The sequence below is a fragment of the Halolactibacillus halophilus genome (assembly GCF_900115605.1).
GTDB lineage: Bacteria > Bacillota > Bacilli > Bacillales > Amphibacillaceae > Halolactibacillus > Halolactibacillus halophilus.
In genome coordinates this window covers 34949-52187 of sequence record NZ_FOXC01000006.1, presented here as the reverse complement: position 1 = coordinate 52187, position 17239 = coordinate 34949, and the positions used below count along the sequence as shown (strand labels likewise).

At 39.6% G+C, this 17239-nt stretch carries 16 protein-coding genes; 12 read left to right on the top strand and 4 right to left on the bottom strand.

From position 1 onward, the window contains the following. Positions 1–231: 231 nt before the first annotated feature. The 11 genes from BM098_RS03740 to BM098_RS03690 all read left to right on the top strand — a co-directional run bounded on the left by BM098_RS03740 (position 232) and on the right by BM098_RS03690 (position 12643). On the top strand, positions 232–1182 hold the full coding sequence (locus BM098_RS03740; protein WP_089830554.1) for an L-lactate dehydrogenase: 951 nt from the start codon (positions 232–234) through the stop codon (positions 1180–1182). 209 nt (positions 1183–1391) lie between these two features. Continuing rightward, on the top strand, positions 1392–2414 hold the full coding sequence (locus BM098_RS03735) for a sugar-binding transcriptional regulator (RefSeq protein ID WP_089830551.1): 1023 nt from the start codon (positions 1392–1394) through the stop codon (positions 2412–2414). Positions 2415–2457: 43 nt separating this feature from the next. Continuing rightward, a complete protein-coding gene (gene gap / locus BM098_RS03730) occupies positions 2458–3456 on the top strand; it encodes a type I glyceraldehyde-3-phosphate dehydrogenase (protein WP_089830549.1) in 999 nt (332 codons plus the stop codon). A gap of 89 nt (positions 3457–3545) precedes the next feature. Beyond that, positions 3546–4736, top strand: a complete 1191-nt coding sequence (locus BM098_RS03725; RefSeq protein ID WP_089830547.1) for a phosphoglycerate kinase — start codon at positions 3546–3548, stop codon at positions 4734–4736. Between the two features lie 57 nt (positions 4737–4793). After that, positions 4794–5549 carry a triose-phosphate isomerase gene (gene tpiA / locus BM098_RS03720; RefSeq protein ID WP_089830545.1) on the top strand — a complete coding sequence of 252 codons (756 nt, stop codon included), beginning with the start codon at positions 4794–4796 and terminating at the stop codon, positions 5547–5549. After that, positions 5549–7084, top strand: coding sequence for a 2,3-bisphosphoglycerate-independent phosphoglycerate mutase (gene gpmI, locus BM098_RS03715; RefSeq protein ID WP_089830543.1), 1536 nt, complete (start codon positions 5549–5551; stop codon positions 7082–7084). Before tpiA ends, gpmI begins: the two co-directional genes overlap by 1 nt. Before the next feature lie 88 nt (positions 7085–7172). After that, the gene (gene eno, locus BM098_RS03710; RefSeq protein WP_089830541.1) at positions 7173–8456 is read left to right on the top strand and encodes a phosphopyruvate hydratase; all 1284 of its coding nucleotides are present in this window, start codon (positions 7173–7175) and stop codon (positions 8454–8456) included. A 476-nt stretch (positions 8457–8932) separates the two neighbouring features. After that, positions 8933–9508 (top strand): VanZ family protein, encoded by a 576-nt coding sequence (locus BM098_RS03705; RefSeq protein ID WP_089830539.1) that lies wholly within the window; start codon positions 8933–8935, stop codon positions 9506–9508. Positions 9509–9896: 388 nt separating this feature from the next. Beyond that, the gene (rsxC, locus tag BM098_RS03700; RefSeq protein ID WP_200795829.1) at positions 9897–11219 is read left to right on the top strand and encodes an electron transport complex subunit RsxC; all 1323 of its coding nucleotides are present in this window, start codon (positions 9897–9899) and stop codon (positions 11217–11219) included. Then, positions 11219–12202 carry an RnfABCDGE type electron transport complex subunit D gene (locus BM098_RS03695; RefSeq protein ID WP_089830537.1) on the top strand — a complete coding sequence of 328 codons (984 nt, stop codon included), beginning with the start codon at positions 11219–11221 and terminating at the stop codon, positions 12200–12202. The genes rsxC and BM098_RS03695 overlap by 1 nt, the downstream gene beginning before the upstream one ends. A 72-nt stretch (positions 12203–12274) precedes the next feature. Beyond that, positions 12275–12643 carry an iron chaperone gene (locus BM098_RS03690; protein WP_089830535.1) on the top strand — a complete coding sequence of 123 codons (369 nt, stop codon included), beginning with the start codon at positions 12275–12277 and terminating at the stop codon, positions 12641–12643. A gap of 98 nt (positions 12644–12741) precedes the next feature. Here the strand turns inward: BM098_RS03690 and ptsP are convergent, their stop codons facing one another. From ptsP to BM098_RS03670, 4 genes are all read right to left on the bottom strand, one after another. After that, complete coding sequence (ptsP, locus tag BM098_RS03685; RefSeq protein ID WP_089830532.1) at positions 12742–14457, bottom strand: phosphoenolpyruvate--protein phosphotransferase; 1716 nt, start codon at positions 14455–14457, stop codon at positions 12742–12744. Between the two features lie 7 nt (positions 14458–14464). Beyond that, a complete protein-coding gene (locus tag BM098_RS03680; RefSeq protein ID WP_089830530.1) occupies positions 14465–14734 on the bottom strand; it encodes a phosphocarrier protein HPr in 270 nt (89 codons plus the stop codon). Between the two features lie 211 nt (positions 14735–14945). Then, entirely contained in the window at positions 14946–15863 is a 918-nt protein-coding gene (gene pfkB, locus BM098_RS03675) for a 1-phosphofructokinase (RefSeq protein WP_089830528.1), read from the bottom strand. Continuing rightward, complete coding sequence (locus tag BM098_RS03670; RefSeq protein WP_089830526.1) at positions 15860–16612, bottom strand: DeoR/GlpR family DNA-binding transcription regulator; 753 nt, start codon at positions 16610–16612, stop codon at positions 15860–15862. Before BM098_RS03670 ends, pfkB begins: the two co-directional genes overlap by 4 nt. 250 nt (positions 16613–16862) lie before the next feature. Here BM098_RS03670 and secG point away from each other — a divergent pair, with 250 nt between their 5' ends. After that, positions 16863–17093, top strand: coding sequence for a preprotein translocase subunit SecG (gene secG / locus BM098_RS03665; RefSeq protein WP_089830524.1), 231 nt, complete (start codon positions 16863–16865; stop codon positions 17091–17093). The last annotated feature ends 146 nt before the right edge of the window (positions 17094–17239 follow it).

Below are 17239 nucleotides of genomic sequence, written 5' to 3'. Positions count from 1 at the left end.
AACAAAAGACTGATCCATATAAGCATTATAAAAGGTTCATTGATAATAGATGATCCCTGTTCATTAAACCGCTTTGGTTAATTCCCTAAAGCGGTTTAATTGTATTTTATGAAGTAAATTCAGCTTTTTTTACATTTTTGTTAAAAAACAAACATAGTTTAGTGGTATTTCGGGTATAGTATTTAAGTGAGAGAGAAAGTCTCTAAAATAGGTTTAAAGGAGTGTTTTTTTATGCATCAAAGAGCAAATAAAACAAAGAAAGTCGCCATTGTTGGAACAGGATTTGTTGGTTCAAGTTATGCGTATTCACTAGTAAATCAAGGAACAGTTAGTGAAATCGTGTTGATTGACTTAAATAAGGATCGTGCAGAAGGTGAAGCGCAAGATTTAAATCACGGGGTTCCATTTGGTTCACCAATGAAAATAAGAGCCGGTGATTATGCCGATTGTCATAATGTTGATTTAGTTGTCATCACTGCTGGTGCGAATCAAAAACCAAATGAAACTAGACTCGATCTTGCGAGTAAAAATGCAAAAATCATGCGTGGGATTGTAAAAGAGATAATGGCCTCTGGTTTTGATGGTATTTTACTGATTGCATCAAACCCTGTTGACGTGATGACACACGTTGCCTATGAAGCCTCTGGGTTACCAAAAGAACGTGTTATTGGTTCGGGTACTATTTTAGACACTGCACGCTTCCGTTATTTATTAAGTGATTATTTCCAAGTTGACTCAAGAAATGTGCATGCTTATATTGTAGGAGAACATGGTGATTCAGAATTGCCAATTTGGTCACACGTTACGATTGGTGGCTTGCCACTGAATGTGTATGGTAAACTTAATAACTTCTATGAAGACCGTGATATGCAGGCGATTTTTGAAAATGTTCGCGATGCCGCTTATCAAATCATTCAGAAAAAAGGCGCAACCTATTATGGTATTGGTATGGGACTTGCTCGTCTGACAAAAGCTTTACTCTATAATGAGAATTCAATTTTAACGGTATCAACCTATTTTGAAGGTGAATATGATATTAATGGTGTCTATATGGGTATTCCCGCTGTTGTTAATGCGCACGGAGTAAGAGAAATTTTACGGTTAAACTTATCAGACCGCGAACAACAATTGCTAGAAAGCTCAGCAAATATATTAAAAGACATGCACGATAATTTGAAATGAAAGATCAGTGAGATGTAAAGAGGCTGGATTAAGCCTCTTTTTTATATCTCTTATGTCTATCGTTTTTTGTTCGGTGTGATTTAAAACTTGTCAGATACCGATTTTTCTGATAATATTACATGTGTTGGGTATTTTTTTGCCCCCTGTGGGACAGAAATTTAACCACAGGGACTAAATTGGTCCCGGCAGTATTGAAAGGGTGCGTTAAGATGCAAAAGCTGATAGAATTGCAACAAAAAATATGCCCTGATCTTATCGCAGTGATTGACCGGCGTTTTCATTTGCTCCATACCATTCGTTATTATCAACCTATTGGCCGAAGAAGTTTGGCTACCGAGTTGATGTTAAAAGAACGTGAAGCTCGTGCAGAGATTCATAAGCTTTCACAACTTGGCTTAGTTGAGGCAACGCCCAAAGGGGTAATGCTGACGGTGGCAGGTCAAATGTTGGTGGATGAGTTTACGCCTTATTTCGAAGAGTTACGAGGATTTCGTGATTTAGAAATGAAACTTAAACAGACATTCGACTTAGAACGTGTTATAATTACACCTGGGGACAGTGATACTGATCCGTGGGTAAAAGACGAACTAGGTAAACGTGCTGTGTCGTTTTTACAATCCCAACTCAATATCAAGCAAACCGTCGCTGTGACAGGTGGCACGTCTATGGCTGCTGTGGCTAAAATGATGGCACCGACTGATTTAGGTAAAGGCTCAATGTTCGTTCCCGCTAGAGGTGGACTCGGGGAACGTGTCGAGAATCAAGCGAACACTATTTGCGCTGAAATGGCCAATAAGATGAAAGGTGATTATCGTTTGTTATATGTACCGGACCCGCTCAGTGAAGAAACGTATCATTCAATTATTGAAGAGCCCGGGGTAAAAGAAACATTACATATTATAAAACAAGCAGATATCGTCATGCATGGTATTGGTGATGCTTTTACTATGGCAAAACGTAGAAAAGCAGAAACAAACGTTTTAGAAAACCTTAAGTCGGGAAAAGCAATAAGTGAGGCCTTTGGTTATTATTTTGACCAAAATGGCCAAATCGTACACAAAGTACGGACCGTAGGTATGCAATTAGAAGACTTGTCTCATATTAAGACAGTTGTGGCGATTGCTGGAGGTAATTCAAAGGCAAAAGCGATTGAGTCCTATTTTAGACAAGGGAAGAGTAATGTCCTAATCACAGATGAAGGGGCAGCAAAAGCATTAATAAAGGACTTATAGTCCTTTAGATAAAATTTTAAACAATACTAAGGAGGAAATACGTATGACTGTAAAAGTAGGTATTAATGGTTTTGGTCGTATCGGCCGCTTAGCTTTCCGCCGTATTCAAGAAGTAGAAGGAATTGAGGTAGTAGCAATCAACGACTTAACTGACGCTGACACGCTTGCTCACCTTTTAAAGTATGACACAACTCAAGGTCGTTTCAATGGCGATGTTGAAGTTAAAGAAGGAGCTCTTGCTGTTAATGGACAAGACATTAAAGTATTAGCTAACCGCAATCCTGAAGAATTACCATGGGGAGACTTAGGTGTAGAAATCGTACTTGAGTGTACTGGATTCTTCAACTCAAAAGAAAAAGCTGAACTTCACCTTAAAGGTGGCGCGAAGCGTGTTGTACTTTCTGCTCCAGGTGGAAATGACCTTCCAACAATCGTTTATAACGTTAACCATGACATCTTAACAGGTGAAGAAACTGTAATCTCAGGTGCTTCATGTACAACAAACTGTCTAGCTCCAATGGCTGACACATTAAACAAGGAATTCGGTGTTGCTGAAGGACTTATGACAACTATTCACGCTTATACAGGTGACCAAAACACATTAGATGCACCTCACTCAAAAGACTTACGACGTGCACGTGCAGCAGCAGTTAACATTGTGCCTAACACAACAGGTGCAGCAGCAGCAATTGGTCTTGTAATTCCTGAACTTAAAGGTAAATTAGATGGTGCTGCTCAACGTGTTCCAGTTCCAACTGGTTCATTAACTGAGTTAGTAACTGTATTAGACAAAGAAGTTTCTGTTGAGAGCGTAAACGCAGCAATGAAAAAAGCAGCGAACGAATCTTACGGTTACACTGAAGATCCAATCGTATCTTCAGATGTTATTGGTATTTCTTACGGTTCATTATTTGATGCAACACAAACAAAAGTAATGACTGTAGGTGGCAAGCAATTAGTTAAGACTGTTTCATGGTATGACAATGAAATGTCTTATACTGCACAATTAGTGCGTACATTAGAATATTTCGCTAAACTTTAATTTTTAGCGAGCTAAACTAAACAAACAGTCCATTAGCGGGAAGCGTTCGCGCTTTCCGCTTTTAATTTTCACTAGGAGGATTATCCAATATGGCGAAAAAAATTGTAACTGATTTAGCTGTTGCCGGCAAAAAAGTACTCGTACGTGCTGATTTTAACGTACCGATGAAAGACGGTAACATTACTAACGATGACCGTATCGTTCAAGCGCTTCCAACAATTAAGCACTTACTAAAAGAAGATGCAAAAGTGGTTGTATTTTCTCACTTAGGTCGTGTAAAAGAAGAAGCTGATAAAGAAGGTAAATCACTTAAGCCAGTCGCTGAGCGTTTATCTGAATTATTAGGTCAAGACGTGACATTCGTACCTGAAACACGTGGAGAAGGATTAGAAAACGCAATTGACAAATTAGGCAATGGCGATATTTTAATGTTTGAAAACACGCGCTTTGAAGATATTGATGGTAAGAAAGAAAGTAAAAATGATCCTGAATTAGGTAAGTACTGGGCAAGTCTTGGTGACTTATTCGTTAACGATGCTTTTGGTACGGCTCACCGTGCGCATGCATCAAACGTTGGGATTGCTTCAAACGTTGAATCAGCCGCTGGTTTCTTAATGGAAAAAGAAATCCGTTTTATCGGTGATTCAGTCGATAGCCCAGAGCGTCCATTTGTAGCTATTTTAGGTGGTGCGAAAGTAAGTGATAAAATCGGTGTGATTGAAAACTTACTTACTAAAGCAGATAAGATTCTTATCGGTGGCGGTATGGCTTATACATTCTATAAAGCACAAGGCATGGCTATTGGTTCTTCACTACTTGAAGAAGATAAATTAGATCTTGCGAAAGATTTACTTGCACGTGCTGATGGTAAAATTATTTTACCAGTTGATACAATGGTTAACACTGACTTCTCTGAGGAGGGCGATGTGAAAGCTGTTGATGCTGGTGCGATTCCTGATGGCTATATGGGTCTTGATATTGGTCCTAAATCAGTTGCTCAGTTTGAAAATGAACTAGATGGTGCGAAAACTGTCGTATGGAACGGCCCTATGGGTGTGTTCGAAATGGAAGCATTCGCACAAGGGACAATCGGTGTATGTAAAGCAATCGCAAGCTTGGATAATGCAACAACCATCATCGGTGGTGGTGACTCAGCAGCAGCAGCGATGAAATTAGGTTTTGCTGATGACTTCTCACACATCTCAACTGGTGGCGGCGCGTCACTTGAATACCTAGAAGGTAAAGAACTACCTGGTTTAGCTGCAATCAGCAATAAATAAGGTAGAATAATAAACTCACTGATTAGTCAACTAATCATAGACGAAAGGGAAGAGATTATGCGTAAACCAATTATTGCAGGAAACTGGAAAATGAACAAATCTTTATCAGAAGCAAAAAGTTTTGCTGCTGATACAAAAAACAACGTACCAACAACGGATGCGGTAGATTCAATCATCTGCGTACCTTTCCCATTTCTTCACGCTTTAGTAGAAGATACAAAAGGAACAGATTTAAAAATCGCTGCGCAAAACATGCACTTTGAAGAAAGTGGTGCGTTTACAGGTGAAGTTTCACCAGCTGTCCTTAAAGACTTAGGCGTGACTTACGTTGTCCTTGGACACTCTGAGCGTCGTGAAATGTTCAACGAAACAGATGAGTCAGTAAACAAAAAAGCAAAAGCAGCGTTTAACTATGACTTAACACCAATCATCTGTGTAGGTGAAACATTAGAACAACGTGAAGCAAACCAAACGATGGACTTAGTGGCTGATCAAGTCACAAAAGCGCTTGACGGTTTAACAGAAGACCAAGTCAAACAATCTGTGATTGCGTATGAGCCAATCTGGGCAATCGGTACAGGTAAAACAGCGACATCAGAACAAGCAAATGACGTATGTGCACACGTGCGTAAAACCGTTGCATCTGTTGTCTCAAATGATGCTGCTGAAGCTGTCCGCATTCAATACGGCGGTAGTGTAAAACCAGCAAACATCGATGAATTATTACAACAATCTGATATTGATGGTGCGTTAGTTGGAGGCGCGAGCCTTGAAGCTGATTCATTCCTCAAATTAGTGGAGGCGGGCAAATAATGAGTCAAGACAAATTAGCAGCCTTAATAATTCTTGATGGTTATGCTCTACGTGATGAGGTTGTTGGGAATGCGGTTAAACAAGCCAATACCCCTAACTTCGATCGTTACTGGAATACTTATTCGCATAACCAACTGACGGCTTCTGGTGAAGCTGTTGGTCTACCTGAGGGTCAAATGGGTAACTCAGAAGTGGGCCACTTAAATATCGGTGCGGGTCGGATTGTCTATCAATCACTCACACGTGTGAATCTTTCAGTGCGTGAACGTGACTTTTTTACCAATGAACAGCTTGTTCAAGCAGTAGATAATGCAAAAGAAGATGGCAAGGCCTTGCACATTTTCGGTTTACTGTCAGATGGTGGGGTTCACTCTCATATTGAGCACCTGTTTGCATTATTAGAACTTGCGAAAGAAAAAGGACTTGATAAGGTGTACGTTCACGGTTTCTTAGATGGCCGTGACGTTGGTCAAAAATCAGCGAAACAGTATATCGAACAAGCTCAAAGCAAAATGGATGAACTTGGCGTGGGTCAATTTGCGACGATCTCTGGTCGTTACTATGCGATGGACCGCGACAAGCGTTGGGAACGAGTTAAGCTTGCGTATGACGCGATTGCTTATGGTGAAGGCAAAACATCAACAGATCCACTACAAGCCGTTGAAGACGCTTATAGTGAAGGTGTGTATGATGAATTCGTTATTCCAACGGTTATTACAGATGCGTCTGGAGAACCAGTTGCTAAGATGCATTCAGGTGATTCAGTTATCTTCCATAACTTCCGTCCTGACCGTGCGATTCAAATTTCGCAAAGTTTTGCTAACAATGACTTTAATGAATTTGATCGCGGCGAAGCAGCACCAAAAAATCTATTCTTTGTATCATTTATGAAATACAGTGATACCGTCAATAGTAAAATTGCGTACCCACCAACTGATCTTAAAAACACGATTGGTGAAGTACTGCAAGACAATAAACTTAACCAATTACGCATTGCTGAAACGGAAAAATATCCACACGTAACGTTCTTTATGAGTGGTGGCCGTGAAGCGGAATTTGAAGGGGAAAAGCGGATTTTAATCAGTTCGCCAAAAGTCGCAACGTACGACTTACAACCTGAAATGAGTGCGTATGAAGTAACTGATGCCTTACTGAAAGAATTAGATGAAGGCAACCAAAATGCCATCATCTTAAACTTTGCTAACCCTGATATGGTTGGACACTCAGGTATGCTCGAACCGACAATTAAAGCAATTGAAACGGTTGATGAATGTTTAGGTAAAATCGTTGATAAGATCACTGAAAAAGGTGGACACGCCATCATCACCGCTGATCACGGTAACTCTGATGAAGTTGTCTCACTTGATGGTAAGCCAATGACTGCTCACACGACCAATCCTGTTCCAGTTATTGTAACTAAAGACGGAATCGAATTGCGTGATGGTGGTATCCTAGGAGACTTGGCCCCAACATTACTTGATCTTTTAAACGTTGACCAACCAGAAGAAATGACGGGTAAGTCACTTATTAAGTAAGTTTTATCCTGTATTGATTCGAATCAATGTTAAAAAAACAAGCAGCAAGATCTATACTATATTAAAAACAAAAAGGAGTTTTATAATCATGCCATACATTACAGACGTATATGCTCGCGAAGTCATGGACTCACGCGGTAACCCAACAGTAGAAGTAGAAGTTTACACAGAATCAGGTGCGTTCGGTCGCGCTTTAGTACCAAGTGGTGCATCAACTGGTGAATATGAAGCAGTTGAATTACGTGACGGCGACAAAGATCGTTTCTTAGGTAAAGGTGTTCTTAAAGCAGTAGAGAACGTAAACGACGTTATTGCACCTGAATTATTAGGTTTTGACGTAACACGTCAAGTTGTCATTGACCGTGTACTAATGGAATTAGATGGTACTCCAAACAAAGGTAAATTAGGAGCTAACGCTATTTTAGGTGTATCTATGGCTGTCGCACGTGCAGCAGCTGATCACTTAGGTGTTCCTTTATACACTTACCTTGGTGGATTCAACGCAACAGTACTTCCAACACCAATGATGAACATCTTAAATGGTGGTGAGCACGCTGACAACAACGTTGATATTCAAGAATTTATGATCATGCCTGTAGGCGCGCCTACATTCAAAGAAGCACTACGTATGGGTGCTGAAATCTTCCACAACTTGAAGAAAGTACTTTCTTCAAAAGGTTACAACACAGCTGTAGGTGACGAAGGTGGTTTCGCACCAAACCTTAAGTCAAATGAAGAAGCTTTATCTACAATCATCGAAGCAATCGAAACTGCTGGTTACAAGCCAGGTGAAGAAGTTCAATTAGCAATGGACGTTGCGGCTTCTGAAATCTACGAAGATGGTAAATACAACCTTAAAGGTGAAGGTGTTGTTCGTACATCAGCTGAAATGGTTGACTGGTATGCAGAAATGTGTGACAAGTACCCAATCATCTCAATTGAAGATGGTCTTGACGAAAATGACTGGGATGGTTTCAAACTTCTTACTGACCGCCTAGGCGACAGAGTTCAATTAGTAGGTGACGATTTATTCGTAACAAACACTGAAAAATTAGCTGAAGGTATTGAAAAAGGAATTGGTAACTCAATCTTAGTTAAAGTTAACCAAATCGGTTCATTAACTGAAACGTTTGAAGCAATCGAAATGGCGAAACAAGCTGGTTACACAGCAGTTATCTCACACCGTTCAGGTGAAACTGAAGATACTACAATCGCTGACATCGCTGTTGCGACAAATGCTGGACAAATTAAAACAGGTGCTCCTTCACGTACGGACCGTGTTGCTAAATACAACCAATTACTACGTATTGAAGACGAACTTGTTGAAACAGCTAAATATGCTGGTAAAAGTGCATTCTATAACTTACGCTAATCAGTCGTAAGTAAAGATGAATAATGAAAGAGCCTAGTCCATCGACTAGGCTCTTTTATTCGATAATTATGATGACACGTTAAAAAACTTGGTGGAAAGATAAGATGAGATATTTAAATGGAAAAGAAATCATTTTGTTGAATTCACTTTTGATTAAGCGCTATAAATAAGTGCCGTCGAACGACTAAAGCAAACTGTATTTAAATCAGAAGCTGATCCGACCATTTGGACTAAAGCAGCAGACTATACTGTAAATATCGTTATTGAGAAATTTGAAATCAATGAGATTACAACATGGTTAAAAATTCATTCAGTCATGAGAGTGTAAAACAATCTTATTCATTGTATTTCGACAATTGATTTTGGTATTTCTATAAAAGTTATCAATTGCATAACAATTACTTTTCCCCTCTTGTCATGATCACTAATTTAAGTGATAATAAAAATATTGCTTTACTATTTAGGGGGGAGATTATTTGTCGTATTTACCGTTAGGCTTCTTTGTGTTGTTGCCAATTTTTTTAATCATTTATATTGCGTTAAGACAATTAAACAATCCCCGCCTAAAACGCCGATTATTTAATGGGGTCATGTTGGGATATTTCCTGATCTTAAGTTATTTAATTTGGTTTAGAGGACTTGGAGATGCGCGTGACGCGCTTCAAATAAATTTGGAGCCGTTTGAGACGATTAAACTTTATTTGCGTGCTTACAGGCAAGAGACGTTATCATTTGAGATTATTATTGTTAATCTCGTCGGTAATGTGGTGATGATGTTTCCGCTCGGTTTTTGGTTATATGTGAAACCTTATGGGTGGTTTAGAAAGTTATTGTTTATTGTCTTAGTACCGGTGTTATTTGAAGGTGGTCAGTACCTCTTACATCAACTTCATATGGTTTCACGGTCCGTTGACGTAGATGATTGGATTTTAAATAGTTTAGGCATTTATCTAGGATTGCTGCTGAATATGGGACATGAACAACTGTTATCAAAACTGTTGAATCAATCAAAGTACAAAGAAACAAAAAAGTCAAAACAACATATTAGCTAAAAGCGCCGCTATCATTCATAAGAATGATAATCGGTGCTTTTTTGTATCAATAGACATCATCGTGTTTTCGATATTTAAGGGCATCAGACTCATTTCATTAAAGTATGATACCAGTTATCAAGCTCTGCGGTGCTTATAAATGGTGTGCAGTACATCAATCCACTAGGCCCAAAGATTTAGCGCCCCGGTTCATAGCTGAATATTAGAGGTTCATTATTAAGAATTATTAAATCAATTATAAGATTTTTTTGCGTAAGTGGTTCTCTTTCTATTATACCAAATGCATCTTTACTCATTTAAGTAATCATTACTTTCTTAATGAAAAGGGTTTATTTGGTTAAAAATAAAGGAATAGAGTAATAATCCATTCTACCGAGGAGGCACATTTATGTTAAATATGAAATTGAAATACAGTAGGCAAGGCGCCTATACAGAAGAAAGAAAGTCACGGACAGAAAAAAAGCCCATCATTAAAGCGCCACAAAGCAAAACGATGATTTATCCGATGAACATGCATATTGGCGCACCAGCTGAACCGATTATTGAGGTGGGTGATGACGTCAATATGGGGCAGTTGATTGCCGAAAAGAAAGGTTTTGTCTCTGCCAATATATATAGTTCTGTTTCTGGCACCGTTGAGGTGATTCAAGAAATGATGACGATGCACGGCCCTCATCTTGCCATCGTTATTAAGAATGACTTTAAAGATACTCCAGCGCCCGCACTTACATCTACTCAAGAAGATTTAACATCACAGGATAAGCTGTCACTTATTGAACAAGCCGGCATTGCCGGAATGGGTGGCGCAACCTTCCCAACTCACGTCAAACTTTCACCACCAAAAGGAAAATCCATCGACACGTTAATTATTAACGGCGCAGAATGCGAGACGTATTCGACGGCTGATCACAGATTGATGATAGAGTCTGCTGAAGAAATCGTCGCAGGAATTAAAGAACTTCTAACACTTTTTCCGATTAAGCAGACGTATATTGCGATTGAGACAAATGTTCATGACAGTGTTGCAGCACTTAAACATGCGATTGGTGATGATAAACGGATTCAGATTAAAGAGCTTGAAACAATTTATCCACAAGGGGCAGAAAAACGTTTAATCAAAACCCTTGTCAATCGTGAAGTGCCTTCAGGCGGGTTACCACTTGACGTTCACACGATCGTCGCCAACGTCAGTACGGTACGTGCTGTTTACTTAGCGATTCAAAAAGGCTTACCACTGATGGATCGCGTCACAACTGTTACGGGAGAACCGATTAAAGACCCGCAAAACTTTAGAGTGAGAATTGGCACACCAGTTCAAGTCTTAATTGATGCTTGTGGTGGCTTTGTCGAAAAGACAGGTAAGATGTTGCACGGGGGACCAATGATGGGTAAACCGATTACCTCTGGTCAAGTACCAATCACAAAGGGAACGTCAGTCATCAGCTTTTTACCGAAAGAAGAAGTAAAAGTAGATGAACGGACCCCGTGTATTAAATGCGCAGAGTGCTTAAATGTCTGTCCAGTGAACTTGCAGCCGGTTCTGATATCAAATGCTTATGAACAAGGAGATATCGACGCAGCCGAACGACTCGGGGCGATGGACTGTATTGACTGTGGAAACTGTTCTTATATTTGTCCTGCCAATATTCCGCTCCTTGATAACATTAGACAAGCAAAAACAGAAATCAAGGCGAGAAAGGAGCAAAGCTGATGATGTCACTACAAGATATGAAGCTGAACGTGCGTGCATCACCTCACTTGAAATCTCATCGTAAAACAGATTGGATGATGAAACAAGTGATCATTGCTTTACTGTTACCGCTGATGGCAGCAATTTATTTCTTTGGGATCAAGTCGCTAGGTTTGGTGCTTGTCGGTGTGGCCTCGAGTGTGTTATTTGAATACAGCTTTCAAAAATTTAGAGATCAACCGGTAAGAATTAATGATTACAGTGCGGTTATTACTGGTATGTTAATTGGCTTAAGTGTACCTGTCACCGCTCCTTATTGGACAATTATTATTGGCAGTTTCTTTGCGATTGTGATTATTAAACAACTACCAGGCGGCATTGGTCGTAATATGTTTAATCCGGCCGTTGGCGCGCGGGTTATGTTGAAAGTTTTTTTCTCACCCTGGATTACGAACTGGGTTACACCAGGAACTGATGCGGTGTCAACGGCAACGCCGTTAGAATCAATTGGTCATTTCTCAACAACCATTAGTAAAGATGTGCCAGGATTGTTTGAGTTATTTTTAGGAGTAAATCTCGGAGGTAATATTGGTGAGACGTCAAAACTGATAATAATCTTGGCCTTTATTTATCTTGTTGTTCGTGGCGTTATCAATATGAAGATTCCGCTCCTTTATGTCGGAACGGTTGCCGTTATTAGTTCTATTTATGGTGGCTTTAGTTTCGATTATATGATGACCCATGTCTTGAGTGGGACGCTCATCTTTGCGGCGGTCTTTATGGCTACAGATTATACGAGTGGAGCGCTGACACCAGATGGGAAAACTATTTTTGCGATTTGTGCAGGGTTCTTAACGATAGCCATTCGCCTTATCTTTAACTTCCCAGGTGGCGTGGGTTTTGCGATTCTAATTATGAATGCGCTTAGTCCTGTTATAGATAAATATCTTGCCCCGCGTATATATGGCCATAAAAAAAGACCGAAAGTTGCGCTCGTCAAGTAAAACGAGATACTTTTTACAACAATGAGTGTGATAAAAGTAAGCGAGAATAGAAAAGAAATGAGGGCGTCTGTATTGAAAACATTTGATCCGTTCTTACAATCAGTTGAAGACCCAAGTCATCGTGAGCGTTTAACGATGATTTTACAAGATATTAAAGATACGTTTCCTGAACTTGAACCAGTAATCAAGTGGAATCAACCGATGTTTGTCATCCATGGCACGTACATCATTGGTTTTAGTATAGCTAAAGCCCACCTTGCGCTTGCTCCGGAAGAGGCTTGTTTAGAAAAATTCGAATCTGAAATTAACCAAGCTGGCTATCAAACGACAAAACAGTTAGTGAAGATTAAATGGGCCGATTCCATTGATCTTGATTTGATTCAAGATATGGTAAGGTTTAATATCGAAGATAAACAGGGTATGACAAGGTTTTGGCGGTAAGTCTTGTCAATATTCCCTAAACATATGAAAAGCCCGCTTATTCGCGTGAATAACGCAAATAAGCGGGCTTTTATTGTATTAATAGATCACTGGCGTGATTATTGATTAGTTTTTTCGCGAATGAATGCTTCAACCTCATCAGCCGTTGACATACTTAATAAGTCATCTTTGTAAGAACGAAGTTCTTCTTTAGATAGATCTTTAATTTGTGTCCGTGCTGGAAGAATTGATGTGGCACTCATACTAAACTCATCAAGACCTAAGCCGAGTAAGATAGGAATAGCGATGGAATCGCCTGCCATCTCACCACACATACCAGCCCATTTGCCTTCGGCGTGAGCTGCTTCAATCACGTTGTTTACAAGATTGAGAATAGCTGGGTGGTACGGTTGGTAAAGGTATGAAACTTGTTCGTTCATGCGGTCTGCCGCTAGTGTGTACTGAATTAAGTCATTTGTACCGATACTAAAGAAGTCAACTTCTTTAGCGAATTGGCGTGCGATGACAGCGGTTGCTGGAATCTCTACCATAATACCGACTTCAATCTCGTCACTCACTTCAACGCCCTGAGCTTTTAAGTTATCTTTTTCTTCAAGTAACATAGCTTTAGCTGCTCGGAACTCATCAAGCGTCGCGATCATTGGGAACATAATTTTTAAGTTACCATGAACACTTGCACGCAGAAGCGCACGTAATTGTGTACGGAAGATATCGTCACGCTCGAGGCATAGACGAATTGCGCGGAAACCAAGGAATGGGTTCATTTCTTTTGGTAAGTCCAGGTAGCTTAATTCTTTATCGCCACCAATGTCTAACGTACGAACAACAACCGGCTTGTCACCCATTTGTTTTAATACAGATGAGTAAGCTTCAAATTGCTGGTCTTCAGTCGGGAAATCAGAGTTGCCCATGTAAAGAAATTCTGTACGATATAGACCGACGCCTTCTCCGCCGTTATTAAGCACACCGACAACATCATCTGGTGTACCAATGTTAGCGACTAATTCAACGTGCTCACCATCTTTAGAAATGGTTGGCTCGTCTTTTAATTGTGCCCAAATTTCTTTTTGTTTTTCGAAATCAGCTTGTTTTTGTTTATATGTTGCTAATTCATCTTCAGTTGGATTAATGACAACTTTACCATCCATACCATCAACAACCACGATATCGCCTTCAGAAACATCTTCAGTGACGGTTTTAGTACCGACAACTGCAGGGATTTCTAAAGAACGGGCCATAATCGCAGAGTGTGAAGTACGACCACCAATGTTTGTCGTAAACCCTTTCACAAATTGCTTATTTAATTGTGCTGTATCTGAAGGTGTTAAGTCTTCAGCGATAATGACTACTTCTTCATCGATAAGCGCTGGGTCTGGGAAGGTCACTTGAAGTAAGTGCGCCATCACACGTTTAGTTACGTCCTGAATATCAGCTGCGCGTTCGCGCATATATTCATTATCCATCCCTTTAAACATATCGATAAACATACTCGCAACATCATCAAGGGCCTTTTCAGCATTGACGTTGTCATTTTTAATTTTATCTTCCATTGGTGTGATTAATTCAGGATCACTTAATACTAAGAGGTGCGCAGAAAAAATCTCCGCATGCTCGTCACCAAGTGAAAGACGTGCGTTTTCTTTAATTTTTTCTAATTCACTTTTCGATACCGTTAACGCATTATGAAGGCGGTTAACTTCTGTATCAACATCATCAACTTTCTTTGTCTCATAAGAAAGATCAGGTGTTTCTAATGTGTATGCTTTAGCAATTGCGACACCACTAGATGCCGCAATACCTGTTAAAGTCGCCATATACGAATTATTCCCCTAAGCCAGTTTCTTTAACTGTTGAGTAGATTGCGTTGATTGCTTCATCTTCGTCAGCACCTTCAGCAACGATCTTGATTTCAGCATCCTTAGGGATACCTAGAGACATAACACCCATAATTGATTTTAAGTTCACTGATTTACCATTGTACTCAACTGTAACGTCAGAAGCGAAGTTACCTGCTTTGTTTACGAGTACTGTTGCGGGGCGTGCGTGCACACCTGTTGAATCTGTAATTGTAATTGTTTTTTCAGCTGCCATGAAAAAAACCTCCTAGAATTTATAATTTTTTTTCAGTATACCATACCTTCTATTTTAACGGTTTATACCGCTAAATATCAAGTTTATTGCACATATTTATTTAGATAATGCAAATTATTTTTTTCCGATGTCTAACGGAAAAAGAAAATATGAGACAATAAACCTTTGATACCATATCATGAAACCTTTTGGCTGTAAAGGTTAAGGACATCTAGAAATCCGTTACGTCCACGGTTACGAGCTCAAAAAGTGTTTCTATCGCTTTTTTTTCAGCTAAATCTTTTGTGAAAGCAGTCGCACTTCCCGAGGCGATCGCAAGCCGGAAAGCATCAACAGGTTCATAACCACGTGAAAGACCAGCTAAAAAGCCAGCCACAGTGGAATCACCAGCGCCTACAGTGTTAATGACTGTTCCTTTTGGGACACGCGCTTCATAAATTGTGTGATCATGGAGGTAAATCGCTCCGTCGCCTCCCATTGAAATAATTACGTGAGTAATACCAGAATTATGAAGTTGTTTCGCATAATAAATCGCTTGTTGTTTTGATGTGATCTCTACATCGAATAGTTCACCAAGTTCGTGATGATTTGGTTTTGCTAAAAAGAGTGGTTCTCCGACCATTTTTTTTAATGCTTCAGATGAGGTGTCGAGTACAAGTTTAACTGGTTTGTCTCTTAATTGCTTAACCATCTGTAAATAGAAATCATCAGGTAAGTCATGAGGTAAACTACCAGCAAGCACTAAATAATCGTCTTCAGTTAATTGGTCAATCTGTTCAATAAATTGATCAATGGCTTTAGGTGTTAGCTTAGCGCCAGGACCATTGATTTCGGTTTCTTTTTCGCCTTTTAATTTAAGGTTGATCCGCGTATGGTCTGTGACGTGGATAAAGGCTGTATCGACGCCCTCATCATGCAAAGTTTGTTCGATAAACGCACCTGTAAAGCCACCAGCAAACCCTAATGCTGTTGAGGGGATAGCTAGCCGCGTGAGAATACGCGAAACGTTAATCCCTTTGCCACCAGGAAAGTAGCTTGGGTCTGTGCCGCGGTTAAGTCCGCCGTAATCAAAATCATTAACCGATAAAATATAGTCAATTGATGGGTTGAGTGTACAAGTGAAAATCATGTCATCGCCTCCAAAATGTCTGTGTTTTTTTCATAATCTATTCGATCTGTTTCTAATAAACGATCGGTAATTAACGTTGCCTCGCTTAGCTCACTAAAGCGGTAAGCACTTTTTGTTTGTAGTTTTGAATGATCAGCTAAGACAAATCGTTGGTCACTTAAACTTAACGCTTTTTCTTTTAAATCGCCCTCTTCAGGGTCTGGGGTAGAATAGCCAAAGGTGAGATCCACGCCATTAGCACCGATAAACGCCATGTTAAAATGATAATGTTCGATTTGCTTAAGGGCGACGCTACCAATGACTGCCCCTGTTTTGTCCTTTACTTTCCCGCCGATGATATACGTTGAGATCTGATAATGTTGGAGTAAGTCGAGATGCATCAGACCGTTGGTGACAACAGTAATCGGTCGATCTTTTAAAAAAGGTATCATTTCATATGTTGTTGTCCCAGCGTCTAAATAAATCACATCGTAGTCTTCGACAAGGGCAGCTGCATACTGGGCAATTTCTTTTTTCTCAGTCGTCCCGCGTTGTTTTTTCTCTTGAACACTTGGTTCATCTTTTATTTGGCTGACGGCGATTGCCCCGCCGTGAACTCTTTTTAATAACGCTTGTTTTTCAAGTTCACTTAAATCACGTCTAATGGTTGATTCGGATACGTGCATTAAATCAACAAGATCTTGAATAGTAATCGTTTGCTTTTTCGATAGCTCTTCTAATATTAAGGCATGTCGTTTTGGTGTTAACATCATCGTCGCCTCCTCTTATGTATTCAGTATACGATAATGCTTTATAGAAATCAATCAAAATCAATCAAAATCAATCAAATGTGACAATTTAATTGGATGTGTCTAATAAAGTCGAAATCGCTTTCATCAAAAAAGGAAAATATACTTGTCACGAAAGGTTGAAGTATGCTAAATTAGTACTAGTGTTTTTATTTAATGTTATAGAAATCAAGAAGTGACTTTAAGTGGGTCTAGGAGGTATGCTTTAACGATGGAAGCTGTTATGGTTACATTAATTATTCTATCAAGTATTGCCCTTATTGCTTTGATTGTGATGCAATCAGGTAAAAGTGAAGGGTTAGCAGGTGCGATTTCTGGAGGGGCTGAACAGCTCTTTGGAAAGAAGAAAGCACGTGGCTTAGATGCCGTATTACAAAAAGCGACAATCGTTGCTTCAGTAGTGTTCTTTGTAGCAACATTTGCATTTGCGTATATTATTTAACAAGATGAATCTCTTTAGGTGGCATTAGAAAGACGTCACCTAAAGAGATTTTCTTTTTACCTCGCACAATCACACATTGTGCATTCTCCGGCGCACTTTGATAAAATAAGAATGGAATTACACTAGAGAAAAAGCTCATCAGTAGC

Coding starts and splice junctions, on each gene's coding strand:
- BM098_RS03740 (WP_089830554.1), top strand. CDS start 232: ATGCATCAAAGAGCAAATAAAACAAAGAAAGTCGCCATTGTTGGAACA.
- BM098_RS03735 (WP_089830551.1), top strand. CDS start 1,392: ATGCAAAAGCTGATAGAATTGCAACAAAAAATATGCCCTGATCTTATC.
- gap (WP_089830549.1), top strand. CDS start 2,458: ATGACTGTAAAAGTAGGTATTAATGGTTTTGGTCGTATCGGCCGCTTA.
- BM098_RS03725 (WP_089830547.1), top strand. CDS start 3,546: ATGGCGAAAAAAATTGTAACTGATTTAGCTGTTGCCGGCAAAAAAGTA.
- tpiA (WP_089830545.1), top strand. CDS start 4,794: ATGCGTAAACCAATTATTGCAGGAAACTGGAAAATGAACAAATCTTTA.
- gpmI (WP_089830543.1), top strand. CDS start 5,549: ATGAGTCAAGACAAATTAGCAGCCTTAATAATTCTTGATGGTTATGCT.
- eno (WP_089830541.1), top strand. CDS start 7,173: ATGCCATACATTACAGACGTATATGCTCGCGAAGTCATGGACTCACGC.
- rsxC (WP_200795829.1), top strand. CDS start 9,897: ATGTTAAATATGAAATTGAAATACAGTAGGCAAGGCGCCTATACAGAA.
- BM098_RS03695 (WP_089830537.1), top strand. CDS start 11,219: ATGATGTCACTACAAGATATGAAGCTGAACGTGCGTGCATCACCTCAC.
- ptsP (WP_089830532.1), bottom strand. CDS start 14,457: ATGGCGACTTTAACAGGTATTGCGGCATCTAGTGGTGTCGCAATTGCT.
- BM098_RS03680 (WP_089830530.1), bottom strand. CDS start 14,734: ATGGCAGCTGAAAAAACAATTACAATTACAGATTCAACAGGTGTGCAC.
- pfkB (WP_089830528.1), bottom strand. CDS start 15,863: ATGATTTTCACTTGTACACTCAACCCATCAATTGACTATATTTTATCG.
- BM098_RS03670 (WP_089830526.1), bottom strand. CDS start 16,612: ATGTTAACACCAAAACGACATGCCTTAATATTAGAAGAGCTATCGAAA.
- secG (WP_089830524.1), top strand. CDS start 16,863: ATGGAAGCTGTTATGGTTACATTAATTATTCTATCAAGTATTGCCCTT.